General features: G+C 73.3%; 20 protein-coding genes. 11 read left to right on the top strand and 9 right to left on the bottom strand.

What is annotated here, in order from left to right; all coding sequences use genetic code 11:
• Window positions 1–380 precede the first annotated feature (380 nt).
• Together ACGF3H_RS15480 and ACGF3H_RS15475 are read right to left on the bottom strand one after the other, a co-directional pair.
• Window positions 381–791, bottom strand: coding sequence for a Rid family hydrolase (locus tag ACGF3H_RS15480; protein ID WP_362500322.1), 411 nt, complete (start codon window positions 789–791; stop codon window positions 381–383).
• Window positions 792–870: 79 nt separating this feature from the next.
• The gene (locus tag ACGF3H_RS15475) at window positions 871–1314 is read right to left on the bottom strand and encodes a DUF3093 domain-containing protein (RefSeq protein WP_362500323.1); all 444 of its coding nucleotides are present in this window, start codon (window positions 1312–1314) and stop codon (window positions 871–873) included.
• Between the two features lie 216 nt (window positions 1315–1530).
• On the opposite strand from ACGF3H_RS15475, the gene ACGF3H_RS15470 reads away from it, so the two are divergent.
• Window positions 1531–1791 (top strand): hypothetical protein, encoded by a 261-nt coding sequence (locus tag ACGF3H_RS15470; protein ID WP_362500324.1) that lies wholly within the window; start codon window positions 1531–1533, stop codon window positions 1789–1791.
• A gap of 60 nt (window positions 1792–1851) precedes the next feature.
• On the opposite strand, the gene htpG is transcribed toward ACGF3H_RS15470, so the two are convergent.
• On the bottom strand, window positions 1852–3750 hold the full coding sequence (gene htpG / locus ACGF3H_RS15465; protein ID WP_362500325.1) for a molecular chaperone HtpG: 1899 nt from the start codon (window positions 3748–3750) through the stop codon (window positions 1852–1854).
• Window positions 3751–4119: 369 nt separating this feature from the next.
• Here htpG and ACGF3H_RS15460 point away from each other — a divergent pair, with 369 nt between their 5' ends.
• On the top strand, window positions 4120–4992 hold the full coding sequence (locus ACGF3H_RS15460) for an SGNH/GDSL hydrolase family protein (RefSeq protein WP_362500326.1): 873 nt from the start codon (window positions 4120–4122) through the stop codon (window positions 4990–4992).
• Between the two features lie 39 nt (window positions 4993–5031).
• Here ACGF3H_RS15460 and ACGF3H_RS15455 read toward each other — a convergent pair whose 3' ends face one another.
• The gene (locus ACGF3H_RS15455; protein WP_362500327.1) at window positions 5032–5958 is read right to left on the bottom strand and encodes a hypothetical protein; all 927 of its coding nucleotides are present in this window, start codon (window positions 5956–5958) and stop codon (window positions 5032–5034) included.
• A gap of 22 nt (window positions 5959–5980) precedes the next feature.
• The gene (locus ACGF3H_RS15450) at window positions 5981–6373 is read right to left on the bottom strand and encodes a hypothetical protein (RefSeq protein ID WP_362500328.1); all 393 of its coding nucleotides are present in this window, start codon (window positions 6371–6373) and stop codon (window positions 5981–5983) included.
• Between the two features lie 80 nt (window positions 6374–6453).
• Here ACGF3H_RS15450 and ACGF3H_RS15445 point away from each other — a divergent pair, with 80 nt between their 5' ends.
• The 6 genes from ACGF3H_RS15445 to ACGF3H_RS15420 all read left to right on the top strand — a co-directional run bounded on the left by ACGF3H_RS15445 (window position 6454) and on the right by ACGF3H_RS15420 (window position 15477).
• Entirely contained in the window at window positions 6454–10287 is a 3834-nt protein-coding gene (locus ACGF3H_RS15445; protein WP_362500329.1) for a CHAT domain-containing protein, read from the top strand.
• A gap of 30 nt (window positions 10288–10317) precedes the next feature.
• Window positions 10318–11274 carry a helix-turn-helix domain-containing protein gene (locus ACGF3H_RS15440; RefSeq protein WP_362500330.1) on the top strand — a complete coding sequence of 319 codons (957 nt, stop codon included), beginning with the start codon at window positions 10318–10320 and terminating at the stop codon, window positions 11272–11274.
• Between the two features lie 120 nt (window positions 11275–11394).
• Window positions 11395–12393 (top strand): type I glyceraldehyde-3-phosphate dehydrogenase, encoded by a 999-nt coding sequence (gene gap / locus ACGF3H_RS15435; RefSeq protein ID WP_362500331.1) that lies wholly within the window; start codon window positions 11395–11397, stop codon window positions 12391–12393.
• Between the two features lie 48 nt (window positions 12394–12441).
• On the top strand, window positions 12442–12939 hold the full coding sequence (locus tag ACGF3H_RS15430) for a peptidylprolyl isomerase (RefSeq protein WP_362500332.1): 498 nt from the start codon (window positions 12442–12444) through the stop codon (window positions 12937–12939).
• 174 nt (window positions 12940–13113) lie between these two features.
• On the top strand, window positions 13114–14592 hold the full coding sequence (locus ACGF3H_RS15425; RefSeq protein WP_362498628.1) for a glutamate-cysteine ligase family protein: 1479 nt from the start codon (window positions 13114–13116) through the stop codon (window positions 14590–14592).
• 51 nt (window positions 14593–14643) lie between these two features.
• Window positions 14644–15477 (top strand): class II glutamine amidotransferase, encoded by an 834-nt coding sequence (locus ACGF3H_RS15420; RefSeq protein WP_362498625.1) that lies wholly within the window; start codon window positions 14644–14646, stop codon window positions 15475–15477.
• Between the two features lie 44 nt (window positions 15478–15521).
• Here ACGF3H_RS15420 and ACGF3H_RS15415 read toward each other — a convergent pair whose 3' ends face one another.
• From ACGF3H_RS15415 to ACGF3H_RS15400, 4 genes are all read right to left on the bottom strand, one after another.
• Window positions 15522–15737, bottom strand: coding sequence for a hypothetical protein (locus ACGF3H_RS15415; protein WP_362498622.1), 216 nt, complete (start codon window positions 15735–15737; stop codon window positions 15522–15524).
• 82 nt (window positions 15738–15819) lie between these two features.
• Complete coding sequence (locus tag ACGF3H_RS15410; protein ID WP_362498619.1) at window positions 15820–16809, bottom strand: MASE1 domain-containing protein; 990 nt, start codon at window positions 16807–16809, stop codon at window positions 15820–15822.
• A gap of 53 nt (window positions 16810–16862) precedes the next feature.
• Window positions 16863–17693 (bottom strand): PP2C family protein-serine/threonine phosphatase, encoded by an 831-nt coding sequence (locus ACGF3H_RS15405; protein ID WP_362498617.1) that lies wholly within the window; start codon window positions 17691–17693, stop codon window positions 16863–16865.
• Window positions 17694–17857: 164 nt separating this feature from the next.
• Window positions 17858–18736, bottom strand: a complete 879-nt coding sequence (locus ACGF3H_RS15400; protein WP_362498615.1) for a carbon-nitrogen hydrolase family protein — start codon at window positions 18734–18736, stop codon at window positions 17858–17860.
• A 218-nt stretch (window positions 18737–18954) separates the two neighbouring features.
• Here ACGF3H_RS15400 and ACGF3H_RS15395 point away from each other — a divergent pair, with 218 nt between their 5' ends.
• From ACGF3H_RS15395 to ACGF3H_RS15385, 3 genes are all read left to right on the top strand, one after another.
• The gene (locus tag ACGF3H_RS15395; protein ID WP_362498612.1) at window positions 18955–19866 is read left to right on the top strand and encodes a LysR family transcriptional regulator; all 912 of its coding nucleotides are present in this window, start codon (window positions 18955–18957) and stop codon (window positions 19864–19866) included.
• A gap of 91 nt (window positions 19867–19957) precedes the next feature.
• On the top strand, window positions 19958–21319 hold the full coding sequence (gene hisD / locus ACGF3H_RS15390) for a histidinol dehydrogenase (protein WP_362498609.1): 1362 nt from the start codon (window positions 19958–19960) through the stop codon (window positions 21317–21319).
• A 155-nt stretch (window positions 21320–21474) separates the two neighbouring features.
• Complete coding sequence (locus tag ACGF3H_RS15385) at window positions 21475–22920, top strand: amino acid permease (RefSeq protein ID WP_362498607.1); 1446 nt, start codon at window positions 21475–21477, stop codon at window positions 22918–22920.
• Window positions 22921–22924: the final 4 nt, after the last annotated feature.

Raw genomic sequence — 22924 nt, 5'->3', positions numbered from 1 at the left:
TGCGAGCCCTCCGCTGGAGGCTCGCTCAACCGTACCGGCGGCGGACTGCCCGCGGATCATGGATCTCCTGGCCGGCCGGCCCGAGGCGGATGCCGCGCCTACGGCGTGCCGCTCTACGTGACGGACAAACGGCGGACGCCGTACGGGATCGTGCACCCTGTCCGACCCCGATCCCGTCCGGCCTCGATGCCACGAAGCAGCCGGTCCTTGCCCGAAGCGGGCCAGGAGGAGGGCGCCCCGGACCCCGACGCACCCCACAGCCGTTGGGATGCGGCGCCGAGTGCCCCCGCCGCCAGGCCCGTCGCCCCCCGCCAGCAGGGCGGCCGCGACGGCCGGCAGGGCCGCTGACGCGCTGCGCCCGGCCCGCTCCCGAGGACCGCTCAGTCGGGCAGAGCGGCGGTGAGGTCCACCTCGACCAGTTGGCCCGCGAAGCCCAGCTGCGCGACCCCCAGGAGCGTGCTGGCGGACGTGAAGGCGGGGCCGAGGGCTGAAGTGGTGAGCCGGTGCCAGACGCGGCCCAGGTCCTCCCTGTCGTCGCTGCGCACGTAGATCACCGAACGCACCACGTGCTGCGGCTGAGCGGCTACCGCCGCGAGGGCGGCGAGTGCGTTCGTGACGACCTGGTCGACCTGCGCGTCGAGGGAGCCGGCGCCGACGAGAGAGCCGTCCTGGCCGAGGGGGCACTGACCCGCCAGATAGGCCGTTCGGCCGGTCTCCACCACGGTGATGTGGTGGTAGCCCGGCGTCTCGTGCAACCGGTCGGGGTTGATACGGCTGATCTTCGCGGTCATACCGCGAGTCTGACCGGCCCGCCGCCCCACACGCACCCGAATTTACCCCACCGCACAAGTGACCATCGCGGGCGACGCCTCAGCGGCGGGCGAAGGACAGCACGGCGAGGAGGGTGGTCGGCTGCCGGGTGGAGAGGTACACGTAGGGGACGGAGCTGCCCGGATCGTCGATCTCGATGCGCAGGGCCGTCGGGATGTGGCTGCGCAGCAGCATCTTCGCGCGGACGTCGGCCCGCCGGGTACGCCACAGGAACGCCTCTTCGGCGTCGAGGATCTCCGCGAGACCGAGAGCGGTGAGAGGGAACCGGAGCTGTCCGGCCGTCAGGTGCCGGTCCGTCACCACGATGGCTGCGGCACCGTAGGAGTGCAGCCCCAGGGCGGTGAGGGCGGCCACGACCAGCAGTCCGGTGACGGCGGCGACAGGGCCGAAGGGCAGCAGGAGGACGGCGGCCATCACGCTCAGCAGGGCGGCGAGCCAGGAGGCGGCTCTCGGGACGCCGAGACGTTCTTCGTACAGACGCATGCGCTCAGCCTCTCAGCTCCGCCCCGCGGTCCGCGCACCACCCGCCCGGAGGCGCGCGGCGCGTGCCCCTGGCATGTCACAGGTTCACGCCGGCGCGCCCTGGGCCTTCACTGGACGCAACGTCGGTGAACGGAAGGGCATGACATGAAGGGTCTCTGGAAACGCGCACTCGTCACCGGAGCGGCCGCGGTCGCTCTGACCGGGGGAGTCGGTCTCGTGACCGCCACGCCCGCGGCCGCCGAGGGGAACGTGCTGCAGTGCCGCACCTGGATCGCCAACGACACGGCCTACGGCGAGTGCCACAACCCCGGGACGCAGCTGCACGCGTTCTCGGTGCGTGCGATCTGCGGCTGGGCCGTCGACAACTACTCGAACTGGATCTACGTGTCGCCCGGCGGGACGAGTTCGGTCGGCGTGGGCTGCAGCGGACCGCTCACGACCGGCGTCGGCGGCGTGGCGATCGAGTACGGCGGCTGAGGGCGGCCCCGGCCGCGGGGGCCGCCCTCGGCCGGCCGTCCCGCGGGCCGGCCGGCGGGCCTACAGGGTGCGCTCCAGGCGGTCCGCCACGAGCTTGACGAACCGGGCCGGCTCCTGCGGTCGGCCGCCCTCGGCGAGCACCGCCAGGGTGTGGAGGAGCTCGGCGGTCTCGGTGACCTCCGTGCGGTCCTCACGCTCGGTGTAGGCCCGGTTCAGGGCCTTCACCAGCTGGTGTTCCGGGTTGAGTTCGAGGATGCGCTTCGCGTGGGGCACCTCCTGGCCCATCGCCCGGTACATGTTCTCCAGCGCGGGCGTGAGGTCGTCGGCGTCGGAGACGACACAGGCCGGGGAGACCGTGAGGCGGGAGGAGAGGCGGACCTCCTTGACGTCCTCGCTCAGGTGCTCCGTCATCCAGCCGAGCAGCCCGGCGTACTCCTCGCTCCGCCGGTCCTTCTCCGCGTCGGTCTTCTCCTCCTCGTCGCCGTCGAGGTCGATCTCGCCCTTGGTCACCGACCGCAGCCGCTTGCCCTCGTACTCCCCCACCGCGTCGGTCCACACCTCGTCCACCGGGTCGGTGAGCAGCAGCACCTCGATGCCCTTGGCCCGGAAGGCCTCCATGTGCGGGGACGCCTCCATCGCCTGCCGGGACTCGCCCGTCATGAAGTAGACCGCGTCCTGGCCCTCCTTCATCCGCTCCACGTACTCCTTCAGCGTGACCGGCGCGTCGGCGTCGTGCGTGGACGCGAACGAGGAGACGGCGAGGATCGCGTCGCGGTTCTCGGAGTCGGTGATCAGGCCTTCCTTGAGGACGGCGCCGAACTCCCGCCACAGCGTGGCGTAGCGGTCCGGCGCGGAGGCCATCATGTCCTTGACCGTCGACAGGACCTTCTTGGTCAGGCGGCGCTGGATCATGCGGATGTGGCGGTCCTGCTGGAGGATCTCGCGGGAGACGTTGAGCGAGAGGTCCTGCGCGTCGACGACGCCCTTGACGAAGCGCAGGTGGGGCGGGAGGAGTTCCTCGCAGTCGTCCATGATGAAGACGCGCTTCACGTAGAGCTGCACGCCGCGCCGCTGTCCCTGGGTGAACAGGTCGTGCGGGGCGTGGGAGGGGACGAAGAGCAGGGCCTGGTACTCGAAGGTGCCCTCCGCCTGGAACCGGATCGTCTCCAGCGGTTCGCGCCAGTCGTGGCTGAGGTGCTTGTACAGCTCGTGGTACTCGTCGTCGGACACCTCGTCGCGCGGGCGCGCCCACAGGGCCTTCATCGAGTTGAGGGTCTCGGTCCCACCGGGCCCGCCGTCGTCACCGGCTGCCCCGACGAGCCGGATGGGCCAGGTGATGAAGTCCGAGTACCGCTTGACGATCTCCTTCACCTTCCAGGTGGAGGTGTAGTCGTGAAGCTGGTTCTCGGTGTCCGCCGGCTTGAGGTGGAGGGTGACGGCGGTTCCCTGCGGCGCCTCGTCCACCGTTTCCAGGGTGTACGTGCCCTCGCCGCGTGAGGTCCAGCGCGTGCCCTGGGTCTCGCCGGCGCGGCGGGTCACCAGGGTGACCTCGTCGGCCACCATGAAGCCCGAGTAGAAGCCGACGCCGAACTGCCCGATGAGCCCGTCGGTCCCGTCGCCGTCCTGTGCCTCGCGCAGTTCCTTGAGGAACGCGGCCGTGCCGGAGTTGGCGATGGTGCCGATGAGCCGCGTGACCTCCTCGTACGACATCCCGATGCCGTTGTCCCGCACCGTGAGGGTGCGGGCCTGGCTGTCGATGTCGAGCTCGATGTGCAGGTCGCTCACGTCGGCGTCGAGCGTGTCGTCCCGCAGGGCGGCCAGGCGCAGCTTGTCCAGCGCGTCGGAGGCGTTGGAGACGAGCTCGCGCAGGAAGACGTCCTTGTTCGAGTAGACCGAGTGGATCATCAACTGCAGGAGCTGACGCGCCTCTACCTGGAACTCAAACGTTTCGGTCGGCATGGTTGGTGACTACCTCACTGATCCGCAGTCGTCTGCACTGGTGAAGGCCACTTTAGAGCAGCCCTGGCCCGGGCGGGTGTTCGCCGTGGGCGTCGTGGGCCCCGCGAGGCGGGCAACGGGATGCCCGTTGCAAGAAGTTCCGTCAACAACGTTGACGCGGTGACGGGAACGCGGGCAGATTACTTCACGGTAGAACCGATTGGTAACTCGCGTTCGGTACTCCACGGTCGTCGGCGTGCGCGTTCTCGACCGTGGCACGGCCGTCGCCCCGTTCCTTCGCTCGAGCCGCCGCACTCTCACCGATCAGCACGCCTGCGCGGGCACCGCCGTGCCCGCTTCCCGTGCCCGTTTCCCGAGAGAAGAGAGCACATGCCGAAGCACGCCGTGCGCCGTGTCATGACCGCGACCGCTGCCGCGGTCGGCACGCTGGCCCTCAGTGTCACCGCTGCCGCCGCCGACACCACACCGTCCCTCGACTACGTCGCCCTCGGCGACAGCTACAGCGCCGGTTCCGGCGTCCTGCCCGTGGACCCGACGAACCTGCTGTGTCTGCGCTCCACCGCGAACTACCCGCACGTCATCGCCTCCCGGACGGGCGCCCGCCTCGACGACGTCACGTGCGGCGCCGCCGAGACGAAGCACTTCACGCAGGCCCAGTACCCCGGAGTCGCACCCCAGGTGGACGCGCTGGGCGCGGGCACGGACCTGGTGACGCTGACCATCGGCGGCAACGACAACGGCACGTTCATCAACGCGGTGACGGCCTGCGGCACCGCCGGGCTGCTCAGCGGCGGCAAGGGCAGCCCCTGCAAGGACGAGCACGGCACGTCCTTCGACGACGAGATCGAGGCGAACACCTACCCCGCCCTCAAGAAGGCGCTGCTCGATGTCCGCGCCAAGGCGCCCAACGCCCGTGTGGCAGCCCTGGGTTACCCGTGGATCGTGCCGGCCGCCGCCGATCCGTCCTGCTTCCTGAAGCTGCCCATCGCCTCCGGGGACGTGCCCTACCTGCGGGGCATCCAGGCACACCTCAACGCGGTCGTCGAACGCGCCGCCGAGGAGACCGGTGTCACCTACGTGGACTTCGCCCGGGCCTCCGACGGGCACGACGCCTGCAAGGCCCCCGGCACCCGGTGGATCGAGCCGCTCCTGTTCGGCCGGAGCCTGGTCCCCGTCCACCCCAACGCCCTGGGGGAGCGCCGCATGGCCGAGCACACGATGGACGTCCTCGGACTGGACTGATCCGGTCCCGGGCCGCTGCCGCCACGGGGCCGGCCGGCCTCAGCCGGCCTTCCGGAAGAGCTCCGACATCCGGTCGCCCGCCGCGGCGGCCAGCGGGCCTGTCGAGTCCGGGGCCACCAGGCCGACCCGGGCGGCCAGTTCCCTGCCGTGAACGTCGACGGCGGCCTCGACGAGTTCCGCCAGCGCCTCCAGCGCCGCCCGGGCCCGTGCCCGCGACACGGCGGCGCAGGCGACGGCGGGCAGCGCGGCCGGCCACCACCAGCAGGCGAGCAGGGCGTAGCCGGCCGCCCAGGCCGCGAGCCGTCCCGCGGCGCCGAAGGAGTCGCGGGACGACTGGATCTGCCGTACGGCGGGTTCGGGGAGGATCAGCCACAGCCGGGGCCACAGCGCCGCGAGGTCGGCACCGTAGGCCTCCTCGACGCGGTCCGCCACCGCCTGCATGCGGTCCCCGTACCAGCAGGGCCGCACGGGCGCGCGCGGCGCGATGCGGTCACGGGCCTCGGTGAGGTCCTGGATCCGTGCCCACACGGCCGCCGGGACCGTCAGCGCACCGCCTTCTCCCCCGCCGGCCGGGGTGGCTCGGGCCACGGCCTCCCCGAGCCCGGCGTCCCTCCGGGCCCACCGGGACCGTCGGCGCGCGGTGAGGGCGCGCGAGAGCGGGTCGCGGCCGGCTCGAAGCCAGTACCGCTCGACCGCGCCGCCGAGGAACTGCGCGGCCAGCGCCGCCGCCGCGGCGGTCAGCAGGACGAAGGCCACCAGGAGGGCGGCGGTGCCGGTCCGGTCGAGCGCGGGACGTGCTGCGAGGTCGTCCAGCGTGGCGCGCAGCCGGTCGACGTCGTGCCAGTGACGGTGCCCCAGTCGGGTGCCGACGGCCGCGACGGCGAGGAAGAGGGCGCCGGGCAGCACCAGCAGGTTCAGCCAGCGTTCGGTGAGTTTGCCGCCCAGGGTGGCGAGAAGCGGGTTCATGTGGTCGGCGGTCCGGGCGCGTTCACCGGTCGGGGCGCAGGCGCGCCTTGTGCATGCGCGCGTCGTGGACCGCGCAGTGCGGGGCGGGCAGCAGGTCGCGGGCCCGCTCCGTGCGGCTGCAGCGCGCCGCCGCGGGGCACACGGCCACCTTCAGGTGCGTGGTCACGCCCGGCACCGCTACGCCCCGGGAGGCGACGAGCAGTCCGCCCGCGTACCCCGCCCGGCGCAGGGCGTGGTCCAGCGCGTCGAAGCAGGCGGCGAGTTCGTCGGCGGCCGCGCCCGCGCGCAACAGGTCCCGCGCGCGCTCGGCCGCCTCCCCGACGCCGGGCCGCTGCATCTCCTCCCGGGAGCCGAGCAGGGCGCACAACGCCGCCTGCCGGTGCGCGAGTTCGGGAACGCCGGGCGATACGGTCATGGTCACAGTGTGCCTCAGGACGGGCACAGGGGAGAGTGAGTCGCCAAGCCGTCGGAGTCGACCGCAGGGGGGACGACAGGGTGAGGGACGACAGGGACCGGCTCGTACGGGCCGTCCGCACGCGCCTCGCGCGGGCCGGCACCGCGCAGACCGGGGTGGACCCGGGCGTGGTGTTCGGTCCGGAGGCGGACGCCGAGTTGCGGGCGCTGCTGCGGGCCGCGGACCCGAGGACGGACCTGGAGGCCCGGCACGTGGCCGGGTGGCTGTGCGTCGCCCGCGCGTCGGCCACCGGCGGTGCCGAGGGCAGCATCCACGGAGCGATGGCGGGGACGCTGCTCTTCCCGGTGTGGGTGGCCGATCCGCGGCTCGTGCCACCGCAGTTGGCGGCCGGTTTCGCCGCCACCGACCCCGCCGACCTTCCCGATCCGGCGGACGCCGACGGCGTCGCCGAGTGGTCGGCCCAGTGCGCCGCGGCCCTGATCGCCGCCGAGGGCCGGCAGCACCGGACGCCGCGCCGTGCCACCCAGGACGACCTGCGCCTGTACGCACTGGCCGAGCGGGTGAGCGCCTCGGTGCCCGGCCGCGAGGTGCTGCTCGCCACGGCCGTCGCCGCGGGGAGCCTCGCCGTCCTCGCGACACCGGAGGAGGACCCCGCGTACGGGGCCCGGGTCGCCGATCTGACCCGCGCGCTGTCCCTCGGCGGACAGCAACGCGGACAGCAGCAGGGGGAACCGGGTCCGGACGCCGGACCGCTCCTCGCCCACCGCACCCTGAAGGCCCTCCCCGGCCGCTCCCCCGACCGGCTCCCGGCCCTGAGCAACCTGGGCATCCAGCTGCTGGACCGCTATCAGCGGGAGCACGACCCCGAGGACCTGTACGACGCGGTCGGCATCGCCCGCGACGTGCTGGCCCAACTCCCGCCCGGGAGCCCGCACCTGGCCCACTGCCTGAGCACCCTGGGCAGCACGCTGCTCGCGCTGCGGCACCGGGACGGCGCCACCGTCGAGGAGTGCGACGAGGTGGTGGACCTGTTCCGCAGGGCCGCTCCCGGCGACCCGAAGGGCCCGGCCGCGGCAGGCCTCAACCTGGGTATCGCGCTCGTCCTGCGCTACCAGCGCGCCGGCCGGCCGAACGATCTGCACGAGGCGGTCGCGGTGTTCACCGAAGCCCTGGACGCGGCGCGGGATCCCGAGCAGCGCACCGGCGTACGCGCCGCGCTGGGCAACGCGCTGCGCGGCCGCTACGCGCTGCGCGGCGATCCGGCCGATCTGGACGCGGCGATCTCGCACCTGTCCGCCGTGGCGGCCGTGTCCACACAGGCGACGCCCCGCGCCGCGACGCGACTGCTCGCGCCCGCGATGGCCCTGCACGCCCGCTACCGGCTCGACCCGGACGGCAACGGCGCGGACCTCGCACAGGCCCTCGCGTTCCTGCGGCGGGCCGAGTCGCTGCTGCCGCCGGGTCACCCGGAGCGGCCCGTGACGCTCTGCGATCTCGGACTCGTGCTGAGCGACAGTCATGAGCGCAGCGGCCGCCCGGAGGAGCTGAACGAGGCCGTGGAAGCGCTGCGGGAGGGCGTGGCGCTCACCCCGGACGGGCACGAGGTGCTCGGCGTGCGGCTGCTGAACCTCGGGATGGCCCTGGGGCTGCGCCACGGCCTGTTCGGCGACGGCGAGGACCTGCGCGAGGCACAGGAGTGCCGGGACCGTGCCGGGCGGCTGCCCGGGCTCGGCCGCGCGCACCGCGCGACGCTGCTGGGCTCCACGGGGATCAGCGCGATGACCGGTTTCGAGCGTGCCCCCGACCCGGTCGCCCGGCTAGACGAGGCCGTCGGGCTCTTCCGGCAGGCGCTCGCGCTGACCCCCGCGGAGGATCCCCTCCTGCCGCGCCGGCGCCACAATCTGGCGATGGCCCTGATGGCCCGCTGCGACCGGGAGTGGCGGGCCGGTGACGCGCGGGAGGCACACCGGCTGGCCGACGCGGTCGTGGCGGCGCTGCCCGACGACTCGCCCGAGCTGCCCCCCGCCCTGACGGTGGCCGCCGAGTCCCGCCTGGCGGCCCTGCATTCGCGGGTGGCGCCCGGCGTCCGGGCCGAGGCGGTCGCCCTGCTGCGCCGGGCGGTCGAGGTCACCCCGCCCGGTCACGCGCGGCGCGCGCTGCGGCTGACGAACCTGGGCGTCGTCCTGCGGGACCGGGGCACCGGCCGGGGCCGCGACACCGATCTGGCGGAGGCGGCCGAGGTGTTCCGCACGGCCGCCCTGGAGCCGCAGTGCCCGCCCTGGCAGCGGCTTAACGCGGCACGGGCCTGCGGCGACCTCTGGGCGGAGCTGGGTGCGTGGGACCGGGCCCTGGACGGCTACGTGCGGGCGGTCGACCTGCTGCACGCCGTCGCGCCGCGCCATCTGCTCCGCGACGACCAGGAGTTGCTGCTCGGCAAGGCCGCCGGCCTGGGCGCCGCCGCGGCGGCCTGTGCGGTGCGCTGCGGCCGTCCCGGGCTCGCGGTGGGGCTCCTCGAGCAGGCCAGGGGCGTCCTGCTGTCCCAGGCGTTCGACGCGGACAGCGACCTCACCCGGCTCAGGGAGAAGGCGCCCGGGCTGGCCGACCGCTTCGAGGAACTCCGGGCGGCCCTCGACACGGCGACCGAGGACCGGGAGCAGTTGAGCGAGGAGGTCACGGACCGCGTCCCGGGCGGCGCGGCGCATCCGTCACGCGCCACGGACGCGCGGGCCGACCGGCGCCAGCGGCTGGCCGCGGAATGGCAGGAGCTCACGCTGCGCATCCGTGCGGAGCATCCGGATCTCGGCCTGCTGCGCCCGGTGCGGGAGTGGGACGAGAGCGAGCTGCGGGCGACGGCCGCCGCGGGCCCGGTGGTCCTGGTCAACGTCTCCCCGTACGGCAGCGACGCCCTGGTCGTCACCGGCCGATCCGTCGACGCCGTGCCGCTGCCCGGTCTCGACCCCCGGACGACGGCGGCACACCGGGAGGCGTTCGAGGAGGCACTCGTGCGCATCGAGGCGCCCGGAACGCCGCGCAAGCACGCGCGGCGCGCGCAGCAGGTCGTCCGGGACACCCTCGACTGGCTGTGGCGGACGGTCACCGGGCCGGTCCTGGACCACCTGGGCCTCCCTGCCCGGCCCGCCGGGCCGTGGCCCCGCGTGTGGTGGTCGCCCGGCGGCGCCCTCGGGACGCTGCCGCTGCACGCGGCGGCCCCGGCCGACGGCGTGTCCGGGGCGTTCGACCGGGTGACGTCCTCGTACACACCGACGCTGCGGGCCCTGCACCACGCCCGGCAGCGTGTCGCGCGGCCCGCGGGCACCACGACGCTCGTGGTCGGCGTCGCGGAGGCCGCCGGCGCCGCTCCCCTGCCCGGCGCGCGCCGCGAGTCGGAGCACCTGGCGGGGCTGCTCCCCGGTGCCGCGGTGCTGGCGGACGCCGCCGCCACGCGCTCCGCGGTCGTCTCCGCCCTGCCCCGCCACGCCCACGCGCACTTCGCCTGCCACGCCCTCGGTGATCTGCGACGCCCGTCCGAGAGCCGGCTGGTGCTGCACGACGCGTCCGAGCGTCCGCTGACCGTCCGCGATCTCGCCCGGCTCCGGCTGCCGTCCGCCCGGCTGGCGTACCTCTCCGCCTGCGACACCCTGCGCAGCAGTCCGGAGCTCGCCGACGAGGCCGTCCACATCGTCAGCGCCCTGCAGATGGCGGGCTTCCCGCACGTCGTGGGCTCCCTGTGGCACGTCGTGGACGCCGTCGGCGCCGAGGTCGCCCGCGACGTGTACGAGGAGCTGCACACCGGCGGCGGCGCGCTGGACGTGGCCCGCACGGCCGGGGCCCTGCACACGGCGGTGCGCGCGCTGCGCGACCTGTATCCGCAGACCCCCAGCCTGTGGGCCTGCCAGGTGCACGCCGGTCCGTAGCGGGGACCGTGCCCCGCATACCCTGTCCCCGTGCCAGCACCCCGCCTGCGTCGCGTCGCCGTCCTCGTGCTCGAGGGTGCCAAGCCCCTCGACGTGGGCATTCCCGCGCAGGTGTTCACGACCCGGGCCAGCATGCCGTACGAGGTGCGGGTGTGCGGCGCGGCGCCCGGTCTCGTCACCGGCGGCGACGGCCTGTCGTACCACGTCGCCCACGGCCTCGACGCGCTGGCGTGGGCCGACCTCGTCTTCCTGCCCGGCTACCGTTTCCCGGACCGTGAGGACCCTCCGCCGGCCGTGGTCGACGCGCTGGTCGCCGCCCACGACCGGGGGGCGCGGCTCGCGGCCATCTCGACGGGCGCCTTCGCGCTCGCCGCCACGGGGCTGCTCGACGGCCGGCGGGCCACGACGCACTGGCACTACACGCGGGCGCTCGCGGCGAAGCATCCGCTGGTGCGGGTCGACGAGAACGTGCTGTTCGTCGACGAGGGCCTGGTGCTCACGTCGGCCGGCGCCGCCTCCGGCATCGACCTGTGCCTGCACGTCCTGCGCGGCGACCTCGGGGTGGCCGCGTCCAACCACGCGGCCCGGCGCCTGGTGGCGGCGCCCTACCGCAGCGGCGGCCAGGCGCAGTACGTGCCGCGCAGCGTGCCCGAGCCGCTCGGCGAGCGGTTCGCCGCGACCCGCGAGTGGGCGCTGCACCGGCTGGGTGAGCCCCTCACCCTGGAGACGCTCGCCCGGCACGCGGCGGTGTCGCCGCGCACCCTGTCCCGGCGCTTCGTCGAGGACACCGGGTACACGCCGATGCAGTGGGTCATGCGCGCCCGTATCGACATGGCGCGTGAGCTGCTCGAACGGTCGCAGCGCAGCGTCGAGCAGATCGCCGGCGACGTCGGTCTGGGCACCGCCACGAATCTGCGGCTGCACTTCCAGCGCATCCTCGGCACCACGCCGACCCAGTACCGGCGGACCTTCGCCCAGGGCGAGTGACGGCCTCGCCGTGAGCGTAGGCCCGCCTGGCGGGATCCTTTCGAACGGTGGCGATCGCGCCGCTGTCCGGGGCGTCCGGCGCGCGCCAACCTGGGTGGCGAGACGAAAGGGACACCTCTCATGACTCGTATCGCCATCAACGGATTCGGCCGCATCGGACGCAATGTGCTGCGCGCTCTGCTGGAACGCGGCAGCGACCTGGAGGTCGTCGCCGTCAACGACCTCACGGAGCCCGCCACGCTGGCGCGGCTGCTCGCCTACGACACCACGGCCGGCCGGCTCGGCCGCCCGGTGACCGCCGACGGGGACGCCCTGGTCGTCGACGGCCGCCGGATCAGGGTGCTCGCCGAGCGTGAACCGGCGCGGCTGCCCTGGGCCGAGCTGGGCGTGGACATCGTGCTGGAGGCGACCGGCCGCTTCACGTCGGCCAAGGCCGCCCGCGCCCACCTCGACGCGGGCGCCCGGAAGGTGCTCGTCAGCGCGCCCTCGGACGGCGCCGACGTGACGCTCGCGTACGGGGTCAACACCGACGCCTACGACCCGGACGTGCACACCGTCGTCTCCAACGCCTCGTGCACGACCAACGCGCTCGCGCCGCTGGCCGCGGTGCTGGACGAGCTCGCCGGTATCGAGCACGGCTTCATGACGACGGTGCACGCCTACACGCAGGAGCAGAACCTCCAGGACGGTCCGCACCGCGACGCCCGCCGCGCCCGTGCCGCCGCCGTGAACATCGTGCCGACCACCACGGGAGCCGCCAAGGCGATCGGCCTGGTGCTGCCGAACCTCGACGGCAAGCTGTCGGGCGACTCGATCCGCGTGCCGGTGCCGGTCGGCTCGATCGTCGAGCTCAACACCACCGTCTCCCGCGAGGTGACGCGCGAGGACGTGCTGGCGGCCTACCGGGCCGCGGCCGAGGGCCCGCTGGCCGGTGTCCTCGAGTACTCGGAGGACCCGCTGGTGTCCTCCGACATCACCGGCAACCCGGCCTCGTCGGTCTTCGACGCGGAGCTCACCCGTGTCGACGGCCGCCACGTCAAGGTGGTCGCCTGGTACGACAACGAGTGGGGCTTCTCCAACCGTGTGATCGACACGTTGCTGCTGCTCGCCACCCGTTGAGGGGCAGCCGGTTACCGGTCCGCGGACCACACCCGTCACAATGGTGGGATGAGCAATTCCCAGGTTTTCTTCGACATCGACATCGACGGCAAGGACGCGGGCCGCATCGTCTTCGAGCTCTTCGAGGACGTCACCCCCAAGACCGCCAAGAACTTCATCGAGCTGGCGACCGGCGAGCACGGCTTCGGCTACAAGGGCTCCCCGTTCCACCGGGTCATTCCGCAGTTCATGCTGCAGGGCGGTGACTTCACCGAGGGCAACGGCACCGGCGGCAAGAGCATTTACGGCGAGAAGTTCGCGGACGAGAACTTCCAGCTGAAGCACACCGGCCCGTACCTGCTGTCGATGGCCAACGCGGGTCCGAACTCCAACGGCTCGCAGTTCTTCATCACCACCGTCCCCACCCCGTGGCTGGACGGCAAGCACGTCGTCTTCGGCAAGGTCGTCGAGGGCACGGACGTGGTGGACCGGATCGAGGGCTACGGCTCCTCCCCGTCGGGCCGCACCTCCGCGACCATCACGGTGCGGGAGTCGGGCAAGCTCTGAGCCCGCACCGGCCGGGCGAAGGCCCGCCGGACACGGCGCCCGCCGCACTCGGTGCGGCGGGCGCCGTCCCGTTCCCGCCGCCTCCCCGGCGCCCCGGGCCCGCCGCCCGCGTGGTGCGGGGCGGCGGGCGGTGCGACGCTGGGTGGAGAGGCGTCCGAGGAACCGGGAGGGCCGATGGGGCGTGACGTCCCGGCGCTGGTCTTCACCCGCGAGGACCGCCGCCGGTACCGGATCAAGATGCAGGAGTGCCTGGAGGCCTTCGCGCAGATGCTGCGCGAGTCCCGGTTCGAGACCGAGCGGCCCCAGGTGGGTCTGGAGATCGAGCTCAACCTGGTCGACGACGAGGCCGAACCGGCGATGCGCAACAGTGACGCACTGGAGGCCATCGCGGACCCCGCCTGGTCCACCGAGCTGGGCCGGTTCAACCTGGAGATCAACATCCCGCCCCGCCGGCTCACGGCGGGCGGCCCCGACTCCTGGGAGACCGAGATCCGCGGCGCCCTGAACCACGCGGAGGACCGGGCGACGTCCGTCGGCGCGCATCTGATCATGATCGGCATCCTGCCCACGCTGCGGCAGTCGGACGTCGGCGAGGCCGCGCTGTCGGAGAATCCGCGCTACCGGATGCTCAACGACCAGGTGTTCGCGGCCCGGGGCGAGGACCTGCACATCGAGGTGGACGGCGTCGACCGGCTGCGGACCTACGCGGACACGATCACCCCGGAGGCCGCGTGCACGAGCACCCAGTTCCACCTCCAGGTGTCCCCCGAGCAGTTCGCCCCCTACTGGAACGCAGCGCAGGCGATCGCCGGCGTGCAGGTCGCGCTCGCGGCGAACTCGCCCTTCCTGCTCGGCAAGGAGCTGTGGCACGAGAGCCGCATCCCGCTGTTCGAGCAGGCGACCGACACCCGGCCGCAGGAGATCAAGGCGCAGGGCGTGCGGCCGCGGGTGTGGTTCGGCGAACGGTGGATCAACAGCGTCTTCGACCTGTTCGAGGAGAACCTGCGCTACTTCCCCGCGCTGCTGCCCCTGTGCGAGGAGCAGGACCCGGCGGAGACGCTGGACCGCGGTGACATCCCCGAGCTGGGCGAACTCACCCTCCACAACGGCACGATCTACCGCTGGAACCGCCCGGTCTACGCCGTCGCCCACGACAAGCCGCACGTCCGGGTGGAGAACCGGGTGCTGCCCGCCGGGCCGACGGTCGCCGACACCCTCGCCAACGGCGCCTTCTACTACGGGCTCACCCGCGCCCTGGTGGAGGAGGACCGGCCGGTGTGGTCGCGGATGTCGTTCTCGGTCGCCGAGGACAATCTGCACACCGCGGCCCGGCACGGCATCGAGGCCCTGCTGTACTGGCCGGGCATGGGCGAGGTGCCCGTGCCCGAACTGGTGCTGCGCCGGCTGCTGCCGCTGGCGCACCGGGGGCTGGAGCTGTCCGGCATGGACGCGGCCTGGCGGGAACCGCTGCTCGGCATCATCGAGCAGCGGTGCGTCACGGGGCGCAACGGCGCGGTCTGGCAGAAGGAGGCGTTCCATCACATCGACGACTCCACCCACGTCGGCCGGCACGAGGCCCTGCGGCGGATGACCCGGCAGTACATGGACTACATGCATCTGAACGCCCCGGTCCACACCTGGCCGGTCGACTGACGCGCGGCGCCCCTCGCGGCACGTGCCCCGAGACCATGGAGGCGGCAGACGATGTGCCGATGGCTCGCCTACTCGGGTACTCCGGTGCTGCTGGAGACCATCCTCTACAAGCCCGAGCACTCCCTGATCGACCAGAGTCTGCATGCCCGTATGGGCGTCGAGACGACCAACGGGGACGGGTTCGGCGTCGGATGGTTCGGGCCGGAGATGACGACGCCCGCGATCGTCCGGGAGATCGGCCCGGCGTGGAGCAACCGCAATCTGCGGGAGATCGCCGGCCACGTCCGGTCGTCGCTGTTCTTCGCGCACATCCGGGCGTCCACGGGGAGCCCGGTGCAGCAGACCAACTGCCATCCGTTCCGCCACGGCCGCTGGATGTGGATGCACAACGGCGCGATCGCCGAATTCCCCCGGCTGCGGCGTGACCTGGCCCTGGCCGTCGATCCGCGGCTGTTCTCCGACATGGAGGGGTCGACGGACTCGGAGATGATGTTCTACCTGGCCCTCACTCTCGGTCTGGAGGACGATCCGCCGGGGGCCGTGGCGCGGATGGCCGGACTGGTGGAGGAGATCGGGCGCGAGCACCACGTGGAGTACCCGCTGCAGATGACGGTCGCCGTGACCGAGGGACGGCGGCTGTGGGCCTTCCGCTACTCCAGCCGGCAGGAGACGCGGTCGCTCTTCTACAGCTCGGCCGTGGAGAGCCTGCGCGCGCTCCATCCCGACCTGCCGTTCCTGCGGGAGGCGTCCGACGACACCCGTCTGATCGTGTCGGAGCCGCTGGGTGATCTGCCGGGGGTCTGGAACAAGGTGCCCGAGAGCAGTTACGGCGTGGTCCAGCCGGACGGTGACGCCATGTTCCCCTTCACCCCGCAGCCCGCCTGACGCCCGCGGGGCGACCGGCCGCCGGGCGGCCGGCCCGCGTTCCGTCACGCCGTCCAGTGGTGCGGCCCGCCGCCGCGCCACTCGATCCACCGCGCGGCCTCGACGTCCGAGGCCTCCACGTCCTCCAGGCCGGCCCGGCGCAGGAACTCCGCGATGTCGACGAGCGTGTAGGCCAGGCCGATGAAGGCGTCGTCGAGGCGGACGCGCCGGCCGCCGTCCTGGGCGGGCGGGTAGACGACGATGGCAGGGTCACCGGGCATGCTCCCAGGGTGGGCCGGACGACGGCCGCGCGCACCCGGACACCGCCGGTGAGCACAGCCCGGGGTGCCGGGGGACGGCCGTTCAGCGGTCCTCCTCCCCGAGTGGCCGTTTGCGCGCGGACTCCCCCGCGGACAGGTGCTGCAAGGCCTCGACGAGCTCCTGACAGGCCCGTTCCACCGAACGCCGGGTGTTGCGCTGTTCGATGATCACCGCCGACAGCAGGAGGGCGGTCAGGCCCATGGCCCCGTTGAAGGCCTGGAGCTTCATCATCACCTCGATGTCGGTCAGCCCCGTGAAGGAGCCGGACCCGTCCGTGGCGGCGACGGTGGACGTCACGGAGGCGAAGAGCGCGCACGGCAGGCTGCCCGCGAGCTGGAAGCGCAGTGCGGCCCAGATCAGCAGGGGGAAGACCAGGAACTGCACGCTGACCGGGCTGAGGGTGATCGGCGGGACCAGGACGCCGATCACCAGGATCATGGTCACGGCCTCCCCCCACCGGGAGCGCGGGGGCGGCCGGTGGACCCGGTACAGCAGCAGGAGCAGCGGAGTGACGAGGACGACGCCCATCGCGTCGCCCGCCCACCAGGCCAGCCAGACGGGCCAGAAGCGGTCCGTGGCGAGGTCGCCGGTGAGGACAGCCATGCCCGCACCGGCCCCGGCGCTGATCAGCATGGCGGTCAGCGCACCGAGGAACACCAGCGCCAGGCCGTCGCGCAGGCGGCTCAGGTCCGTCCGGAAGTCCACCGCGCGCAGCAGCAGGTACGCGCAGACCGGGGCGGCGGTGTTGCCGGCCAGGATGCCGAGCACCGAGGGCCGCAGCGGCGAGATGGACATGACGACGAGGAGGGCGCCGAGGACGATGCCGGGCACGCAGCGCAACCCGAGGACGAGCAGGCAGGCCACCGCGACGCCGGTGGGCGGCCACATGGGGGCGACGACCGCGCCTTCCACGACCAGGTGACGCAGCAGCCCGAGCCGGCCCGCCGCGTAGTAGCAGCCGGCGACGAGCAGTGTCTCCAGGGCCCGGACGAGCGGGCGCGGCCACCCAGCGATACCCACCACAGCAGCCATCAGACACCGGCGCCGCCCCGTCGGCGAGGCGAGCGGCGCGCTGCCCCGCGGCTCTACGGCCGACCGGCGCGCCCGTCGTGGCCGACGACGAGCACGGCCGCGTCGTCCTCGTGCCCGACCAGCGTCGCGTTCTTGATCACGGCGGCGGCCAGCGAGGTCGCCTCCATGCCCGCGACGGCCGCGACGCCGGCGAGCCGCACGACCCGTTCGAGCCCCTCGTCCACGGGCAGTGAGGGGCCTTCCACGACACCGTCGGTCAGCAGGAGGAAGACGCCGCCGGTGGTGAGCCGGTAGCGGGTCACCGGGTACTCCGTGCCCGCCAGGACACCGAGCGGCGGGCCCCCCTCGTCCTCGGAGACGCCGGACTTCCCGTCCGCCGTGGCCCACACGCAGGGGATGTGTCCGGCCCGCGCGCTCTCCAGGGTGCCGGTGCCGGGGTCGAACCGCATGAAGGTGCAGGTGGCGAAGAGGTCGGTGCCCAGGGTCAGGAGCAGGTCGTTGGTCCGGGCGAGGAGTTCGCCGGGCTCGCTGGTGACGGAGGCGAGCGCCCGAAGGCCGACCCGGATCTGTCCCATGAAGGCCGCCGCGTCGATGGTGTGGCCCTGCACGTCCCCGACGGACAGGCCTATCCGGCCGTCGGGCAGCGTGAAGGCGTCGTACCAGTCGCCGCCGACGTTCAGCCCGGCGTAGGCGGGCGAGTACCGGGCGGCGAGATGGAAGCCGGGGACGTCGGGCATGTCGCCCGGGAGCATGCCGCGCTGCAGGGCGATGGCCAGCTCCACCCGGGACCGCTGCAGCTCCGCGAGCTCGCGCGCCTGTGCGGTGAGCGATCCGAGCCTGGCCAGCAGCTCGTCGCCGTCGTGTGCAGGACGCTTGCGGAACATCGACCGCTCCAGCTCCGGCTCCAGAGGATGAGTCCGCGGGGGACATGTATCACTATGGCACCGTTCGTTCCTCCGGCGCGCGGCCGAGGCCGACCACGCCCGGGCACGCTCGACGCCGCGTGGGCCGTCCGGGTGACCTCCGGGGACGTGCGGGCCCCGGCCGGTCAGGCGGGCGGCAGTCCGCGGTGCCACCGTGCCGGGTCGATCCGGCCCCCGTACAGGGGGAGCTCGATGGGCTGCTGGTCCTCCGTGAAGGGGGCCCAGACGCGGGTGAGTCCCGCGGTGCCGTGCCGGCGGACCCGGCGGGCCCCGGCGAGGTCGAGGACGTCCGTGACGACGATCTCCGGTTCGGGCCCCGCCTCGGCGCGTACCCGGCCTTCGGGGTCCACCACGGCGCTGCGGCCGATGCCGTCCGGGGGCGCCGCGTTCACGCTGGCCATGAAGACCTGGTTGACGATCGCGTTCGCGCGGGCGAGGACGAGTTCCTGGGCACGGTCGACGGTCGGGGTGCGCACGAGGTTCAGCACGAGGTCGGCGCCCTGCCAGGCCAGGTGCCGCGTGGTCTCCGGGAACCACGCGTCGTAGCAGATGGACAGGCCCACACGCCCGTGGTCCTCCATGTCGAAGACGACGAAGCGGTCGCCGGCCGCGGTGGTCTCGTACGGACGCCAGGGGAAGATCTTGCGGTACTCGGCGACCCGCCTGCCGTCGGGCGAGTAGACCGGCGCCGTGTTGTGGATCCGCCCGTCCTCGCCGCGTTCGTACACGGTGCCGGGGACGAGCCACACTCCGAGTTCGCGGGCGAGGGCGGCCAGCGCCGTGCCCCTCGGGCCGTCGAGTTCCTGCGCCGCTGCGTTCATGACCTGCTCGGGATCCTCGTCCGGCCGGTGCCCGCACACGTGCAGTTCCGGGAAGACGAACAGCCGGACGGCCGGGTAGGTGCGGGCGAGGCGGTGCACCTGGTCGGCGAACAGGCCGAGACTGTCGTCGGCGTGGTGGAAGGCGGCCGCCTGCACCAGTCCGAGCGGCAAGGGGGTGGGCATGGGAGAAGGCACCTTCCGCGGGCGGCGGCGTACAGGGGGACCGGCGGAAGCCAACCACTCCACGATGCGCGGGACAAGGCGGGCATCCCCTGCGGAAGGCACAGGAGAAACCTGTGGCGTCGGCCGGCCCGGGTGAGCCGTCCGCCCCGTTAGGGTTCCGGCATGCCATCGACCTGGTCCTCACCCGCTCCGTCCGCCGCCACCGCAGGGCGGGCGGCATGACCCTCAACCAGCTCAGGGCGTTCGTCGAGGCCGAGCGGCTCGGCTCGTTCACGGCCGCGGCCAGGGCCATGGACATCGCCCAGGCCTCCGCCTCCGAGCTGGTCCGCCGCCTGGAGGCGGAGCTGGACGCCGAGCTGTTCGTCCGCGGGAGCCGCACGCTCGCCCTCACCACCGCCGGGCAGGAGCTGCTGCCGTACGCGCAGGAAGCGCTGGCCGCGGCGGACGGCGGGATCCGTGCCGTGCATTCGCTGGGTTCGCTGGGCGGCGGCACGGCGACGTTCGGAGTCCTGCGCAACGCCGACTACTACCTCCTGGCGGACCTGGTCCAGATGTTCCACGCCCGCTACCCGAGGGTCCGGGTCCGGCTCGTCGGCCAGAACTCGGCGGAGACCGCCGCCGCCGTGGCGGCCGGGCGCATAGAGGCGGGGCTCGTCGTCCTGCCGATCGACGACGAGGTGCTGTCGGTCACGCCGCTGCTGCGCGACGAGGTCCTGTACGTCAGCGCCGACAGGGAGCGCACCCGCGAACCCGTGACCATCGAGGCGTTCTCCCGCGCGCCCCTGGTGCTGTACGACGCGCACTACGGGTGGCAGGACCCGACGCGGCGGCAGCTCGCCGAGCGGGCCCAGCTGGCCGGCGTCCGGATCGATCCGCTCATCGAGCTGGAGCACGTCGAGGCCGCGGTGAAGCTGGCCGCGGTCGGTGTGGGGGACACGATCGCGAGCAGCGCCGTCATCGGCAGCCCGACGTTCCCGTCCGGGCTGCACACGGCGTCCTTCGCGGAGCCGCTGTACGACACGATCGCGCTCGTCCGCCGCCGGGGCCGGCCGTTGTCGCGTGCCACCCGGGAGCTGGCCCGGCTGGCCGAGGACACCCTGCGGGAGCTGCGCCAGAGCAGGGGTGTGTGACGGCCCTCGACGGAGCCACAGGGTTTCCCTGTGGTTCGGTCAGGACAGGCCCCTCTGGTCCTGTGGCTCGGTCCCGCATAGCGTCCCGGGCATGCAGATCACGCACGATGAAGCACAGGCCCTCCCCCCTCTCCAGTGGCTGAAGAAGCCCGCCGTCGACGGTCCCCCCGCCCAGCGCGACCCCAAGGTGGTCGAGCGGGTCTCGCAGATGCTGCGGGAGATCGAACGCAAGGGGCTGGACGCGGTCCGCGCCTACGCCGAGGAACTGGACGGCTGGTCCGGCGACCTGGAGATCGGTGAGGCCGAGCTGAAGAAGTCCGGGGACGCGCTGCCCCCGGACGTCCGCACCGCGCTGGAGATGGGGTACGAGCGCACGCACCGGTTCGCCGCCGCGCAGCGCGAGCACCTGACCGATTTCGAGATCGAGCTGGCACCGGGGGTGAACTGCGGCCAGCGGTACGTCCCCGTCTCCCGGGTCGGCGCGTACCTGCCGGCGGGCCGGTTCCCGCTGCTGGCCAGCGCCTTCATGACCGTCAACGTCGCGAAGACGGCCGGTGTGCCGATGGTCGTGGCGTGCACGCCGCCGTCCGGCGAGCACGGCGCCCACCCCGCCGTCCTGTACGGCGCCCACCTGTCGGGGGCGGACCGGGTGTTCGCCGTCGGCGGTGTCCAGGCGCTGGGCGCCATGGCCTTCGGCCTGCTCGGCGAGGCACCGGTCGACATGCTGGTCGGCGCGGGCAACGCCTTCGTCACGGAGGCCAAGCGGCAGCTGTTCGGGCGGGTCGGCATCGACCTGCTCGCGGGTCCGTCGGAGGTGGCGGTGATCGCCGACGACAGTGCCGACCCGGCGTGGGTGGCGGCCGACCTGCTCGGTCAGGCCGAGCACGGCCCCAACTCGCCCGCCGCCCTCATCACCACCTCCGAGGCGATGGGCCAGGCGGTGGCGGCCGAGGTGGAGCGCCAGCTGGAGAAGCTGACGACGCGCGACATCGCCGGAGCGGCCTGGCGGGACTTCGGCTCCGTGATCGTGGTGCGGGACGCGGACGACGCGGTCGCCGTCGCCGACGTCCTGGGCCCGGAGCACCTGGAGGTCCACACCGAGGACGACGACTTCTACCTGCGCAGCCTCACCAACTACGGTTCGCTGTTCATCGGCCCCTGGTCCACGGTGGCGTACTCCGACAAGGGCATCGCGGGCACGAACCACGTGCTGCCGACCGGCAAGACCGCCCGCTACAACGCGGGCCTGTCGGTCTCCCGCTTCCTCAAGCCCCTCACCTACCAGAGGGCGACCGAGGAGGGCACCGCCGCGCTGGCGCCCGCCGTCGAGCGCATCTCCGCCTTCGAGGGACTCGCCGCCCACGGGGCGACGGCCACGCTGCGCATCGACCGGATCGGCCGTACGTCCTCGGCGTTCGACTCCGTTCCCGCACCGCTGCGCGAGCAGCTGTGACCGGTCACCGGTAGGACACCGGCCGCGCGGACGACACCGCATCACGCCCGGAGCGCCCGTGCCACGGCGCGGACGCTCCGGGCGCCGTACAGCGCGACGGCCCACCCCCTCCGGCCGGGACTCCGCTCCTCCCCTCCACGTCCCCGAGGTCTCCCATGCACCGACCCCCTCCGTCCACCTCCCCGCCCGGCGCGCACGACGCCGCCCTCACGCCCGGCCTCAAGGGCCGCCAGATCACCATGATCTCCATCGGCGGCGTGATCGGAGCCGGACTCTTCGTCGGCTCCTCCACCGCCGTCGCGGCGGCCGGACCCGCCGTGCTGGTCTCGTTCCTCCTGGCGGCCGCCCTGGTCGTCCTGGTGATGCAGATGCTCGGGGAGATGGCGGTCGCCCACCCCGACACCGGCTCGTTCTCGACCTACGCCGACCGCGCCCTGGGCCGCTGGGCGGGCTTCTCCGTCGGCTGGCTGTACTGGTGGTTCTACGTCCTCGTCATCCCCATCGAGGCCATCGCCGCCGGCCGGGTCATCGGCGGGTTCGTCGCGGTGCCCAGCTGGATACCGGCCCTGGTACTGATCGCCCTCCTGGCCGGGAGCAACCTTCTCGCCGTACGCAACTACGGCGAGTTCGAGTACTGGTTCGCCCTGCTCAAGGTCATCGCCATCGTGGCGTTCCTCGTCCTCGGCGCGCTCGCGGTGCTCGGGCTGCTGCCGGGCAGCGACGCCCGGGGAGTCGGCCACCTCTGGAGCGACGGCGGGTTCGCGCCGCGGGGCTGGGCGGCCGTGCTCGCCGGACTGCTCACGGCGATGTTCGGTTTCCAGGGCAGCGAGATCGTCACGATCGCCGCCGCGGAGTCCGAGGAACCGCGGAAGAACATCAAGAAGGCCGTGCGCGCCGTGGTCTGGCGGCTCGGTCTCTTCTACCTCGGGTCGATCTTCTTCGTCGTGAGCCTCGTGCCGTGGGACTCCGACGCGCTCGCCGACGGCTCGTACCAGGCGGTGCTCGACCGCATGAACATCCCGGGCGCCGGGCGCATCATGGACGTCGTCCTCGTCGTCGCCGTCAGCAGCTGCCTGAACTCGGCGATCTACACCGCGTCGCGCATGGCCTTCTCGCTGGCCCGGCGCGGCGACGCGCCGGCTGCGTTCGCGGCCACCTCCTCGTCGGGCGTGCCGCGGTTCGCGGTCGCCGCGTCGACGGTCATCGGCGTCGCCGCCGTGATCGCCAACTACGCGCTGCCGAAGGTGTTCGGCTACCTGATCGCCTCCAGCGGCGCGATCGCCCTGATGATGTACCTGGTCATCGCGGTCACGCAGTACGCGACCCGGCGTACGGGGCCCCGGCCGTCCGACGTGCGGATGTGGGGGTTCCCGTACCTGACCGTCGCGACCATCGCCTTCATCGCGGGCGTCCTGGTCCTTATGGCGGTGCTCCCGGAGCACCGGCTCGAACTGTGGCTGTCGCTCGGACTCGCCGCCGTGCTCGTCGGAGTCGGGGTGCTGCGCCAACGGCGGCTCGGGCGTGCGCGGCCGCCGGCCCGGTCGCGCGACGACGCCGGGCCGTCCCCGGCACCCTCGCCGGCCGATGCCGTGCGGCGGTGAGCCG

It is taken from the genome of Streptomyces sp. NPDC048185 (assembly GCF_043202495.1).
In the GTDB taxonomy this organism is placed as follows: domain Bacteria; phylum Actinomycetota; class Actinomycetes; order Streptomycetales; family Streptomycetaceae; genus Streptomyces.
The sequence above is the reverse complement of the archived record's forward strand: the minus strand, read 5'-3'. Positions and strand labels throughout refer to the sequence as shown.

Coding starts and splice junctions, on each gene's coding strand:
- ACGF3H_RS15405 (WP_362498617.1), bottom strand. CDS start 17,693: ATGTTCCGCAAGCGTCCTGCACACGACGGCGACGAGCTGCTGGCCAGG.
- ACGF3H_RS15425 (WP_362498628.1), top strand. CDS start 13,114: ATGGGGCGTGACGTCCCGGCGCTGGTCTTCACCCGCGAGGACCGCCGC.
- htpG (WP_362500325.1), bottom strand. CDS start 3,750: ATGCCGACCGAAACGTTTGAGTTCCAGGTAGAGGCGCGTCAGCTCCTG.
- ACGF3H_RS15395 (WP_362498612.1), top strand. CDS start 18,955: ATGACCCTCAACCAGCTCAGGGCGTTCGTCGAGGCCGAGCGGCTCGGC.
- ACGF3H_RS15415 (WP_362498622.1), bottom strand. CDS start 15,737: ATGCCCGGTGACCCTGCCATCGTCGTCTACCCGCCCGCCCAGGACGGC.
- ACGF3H_RS15400 (WP_362498615.1), bottom strand. CDS start 18,736: ATGCCCACCCCCTTGCCGCTCGGACTGGTGCAGGCGGCCGCCTTCCAC.
- ACGF3H_RS15460 (WP_362500326.1), top strand. CDS start 4,120: ATGCCGAAGCACGCCGTGCGCCGTGTCATGACCGCGACCGCTGCCGCG.
- ACGF3H_RS15475 (WP_362500323.1), bottom strand. CDS start 1,314: ATGCGTCTGTACGAAGAACGTCTCGGCGTCCCGAGAGCCGCCTCCTGG.
- ACGF3H_RS15410 (WP_362498619.1), bottom strand. CDS start 16,809: ATGGCTGCTGTGGTGGGTATCGCTGGGTGGCCGCGCCCGCTCGTCCGG.
- ACGF3H_RS15430 (WP_362500332.1), top strand. CDS start 12,442: ATGAGCAATTCCCAGGTTTTCTTCGACATCGACATCGACGGCAAGGAC.
- ACGF3H_RS15480 (WP_362500322.1), bottom strand. CDS start 791: ATGACCGCGAAGATCAGCCGTATCAACCCCGACCGGTTGCACGAGACG.
- ACGF3H_RS15450 (WP_362500328.1), bottom strand. CDS start 6,373: ATGACCGTATCGCCCGGCGTTCCCGAACTCGCGCACCGGCAGGCGGCG.
- ACGF3H_RS15420 (WP_362498625.1), top strand. CDS start 14,644: ATGTGCCGATGGCTCGCCTACTCGGGTACTCCGGTGCTGCTGGAGACC.
- gap (WP_362500331.1), top strand. CDS start 11,395: ATGACTCGTATCGCCATCAACGGATTCGGCCGCATCGGACGCAATGTG.
- hisD (WP_362498609.1), top strand. CDS start 19,958: ATGCAGATCACGCACGATGAAGCACAGGCCCTCCCCCCTCTCCAGTGG.
- ACGF3H_RS15385 (WP_362498607.1), top strand. CDS start 21,475: ATGCACCGACCCCCTCCGTCCACCTCCCCGCCCGGCGCGCACGACGCC.
- ACGF3H_RS15455 (WP_362500327.1), bottom strand. CDS start 5,958: ATGAACCCGCTTCTCGCCACCCTGGGCGGCAAACTCACCGAACGCTGG.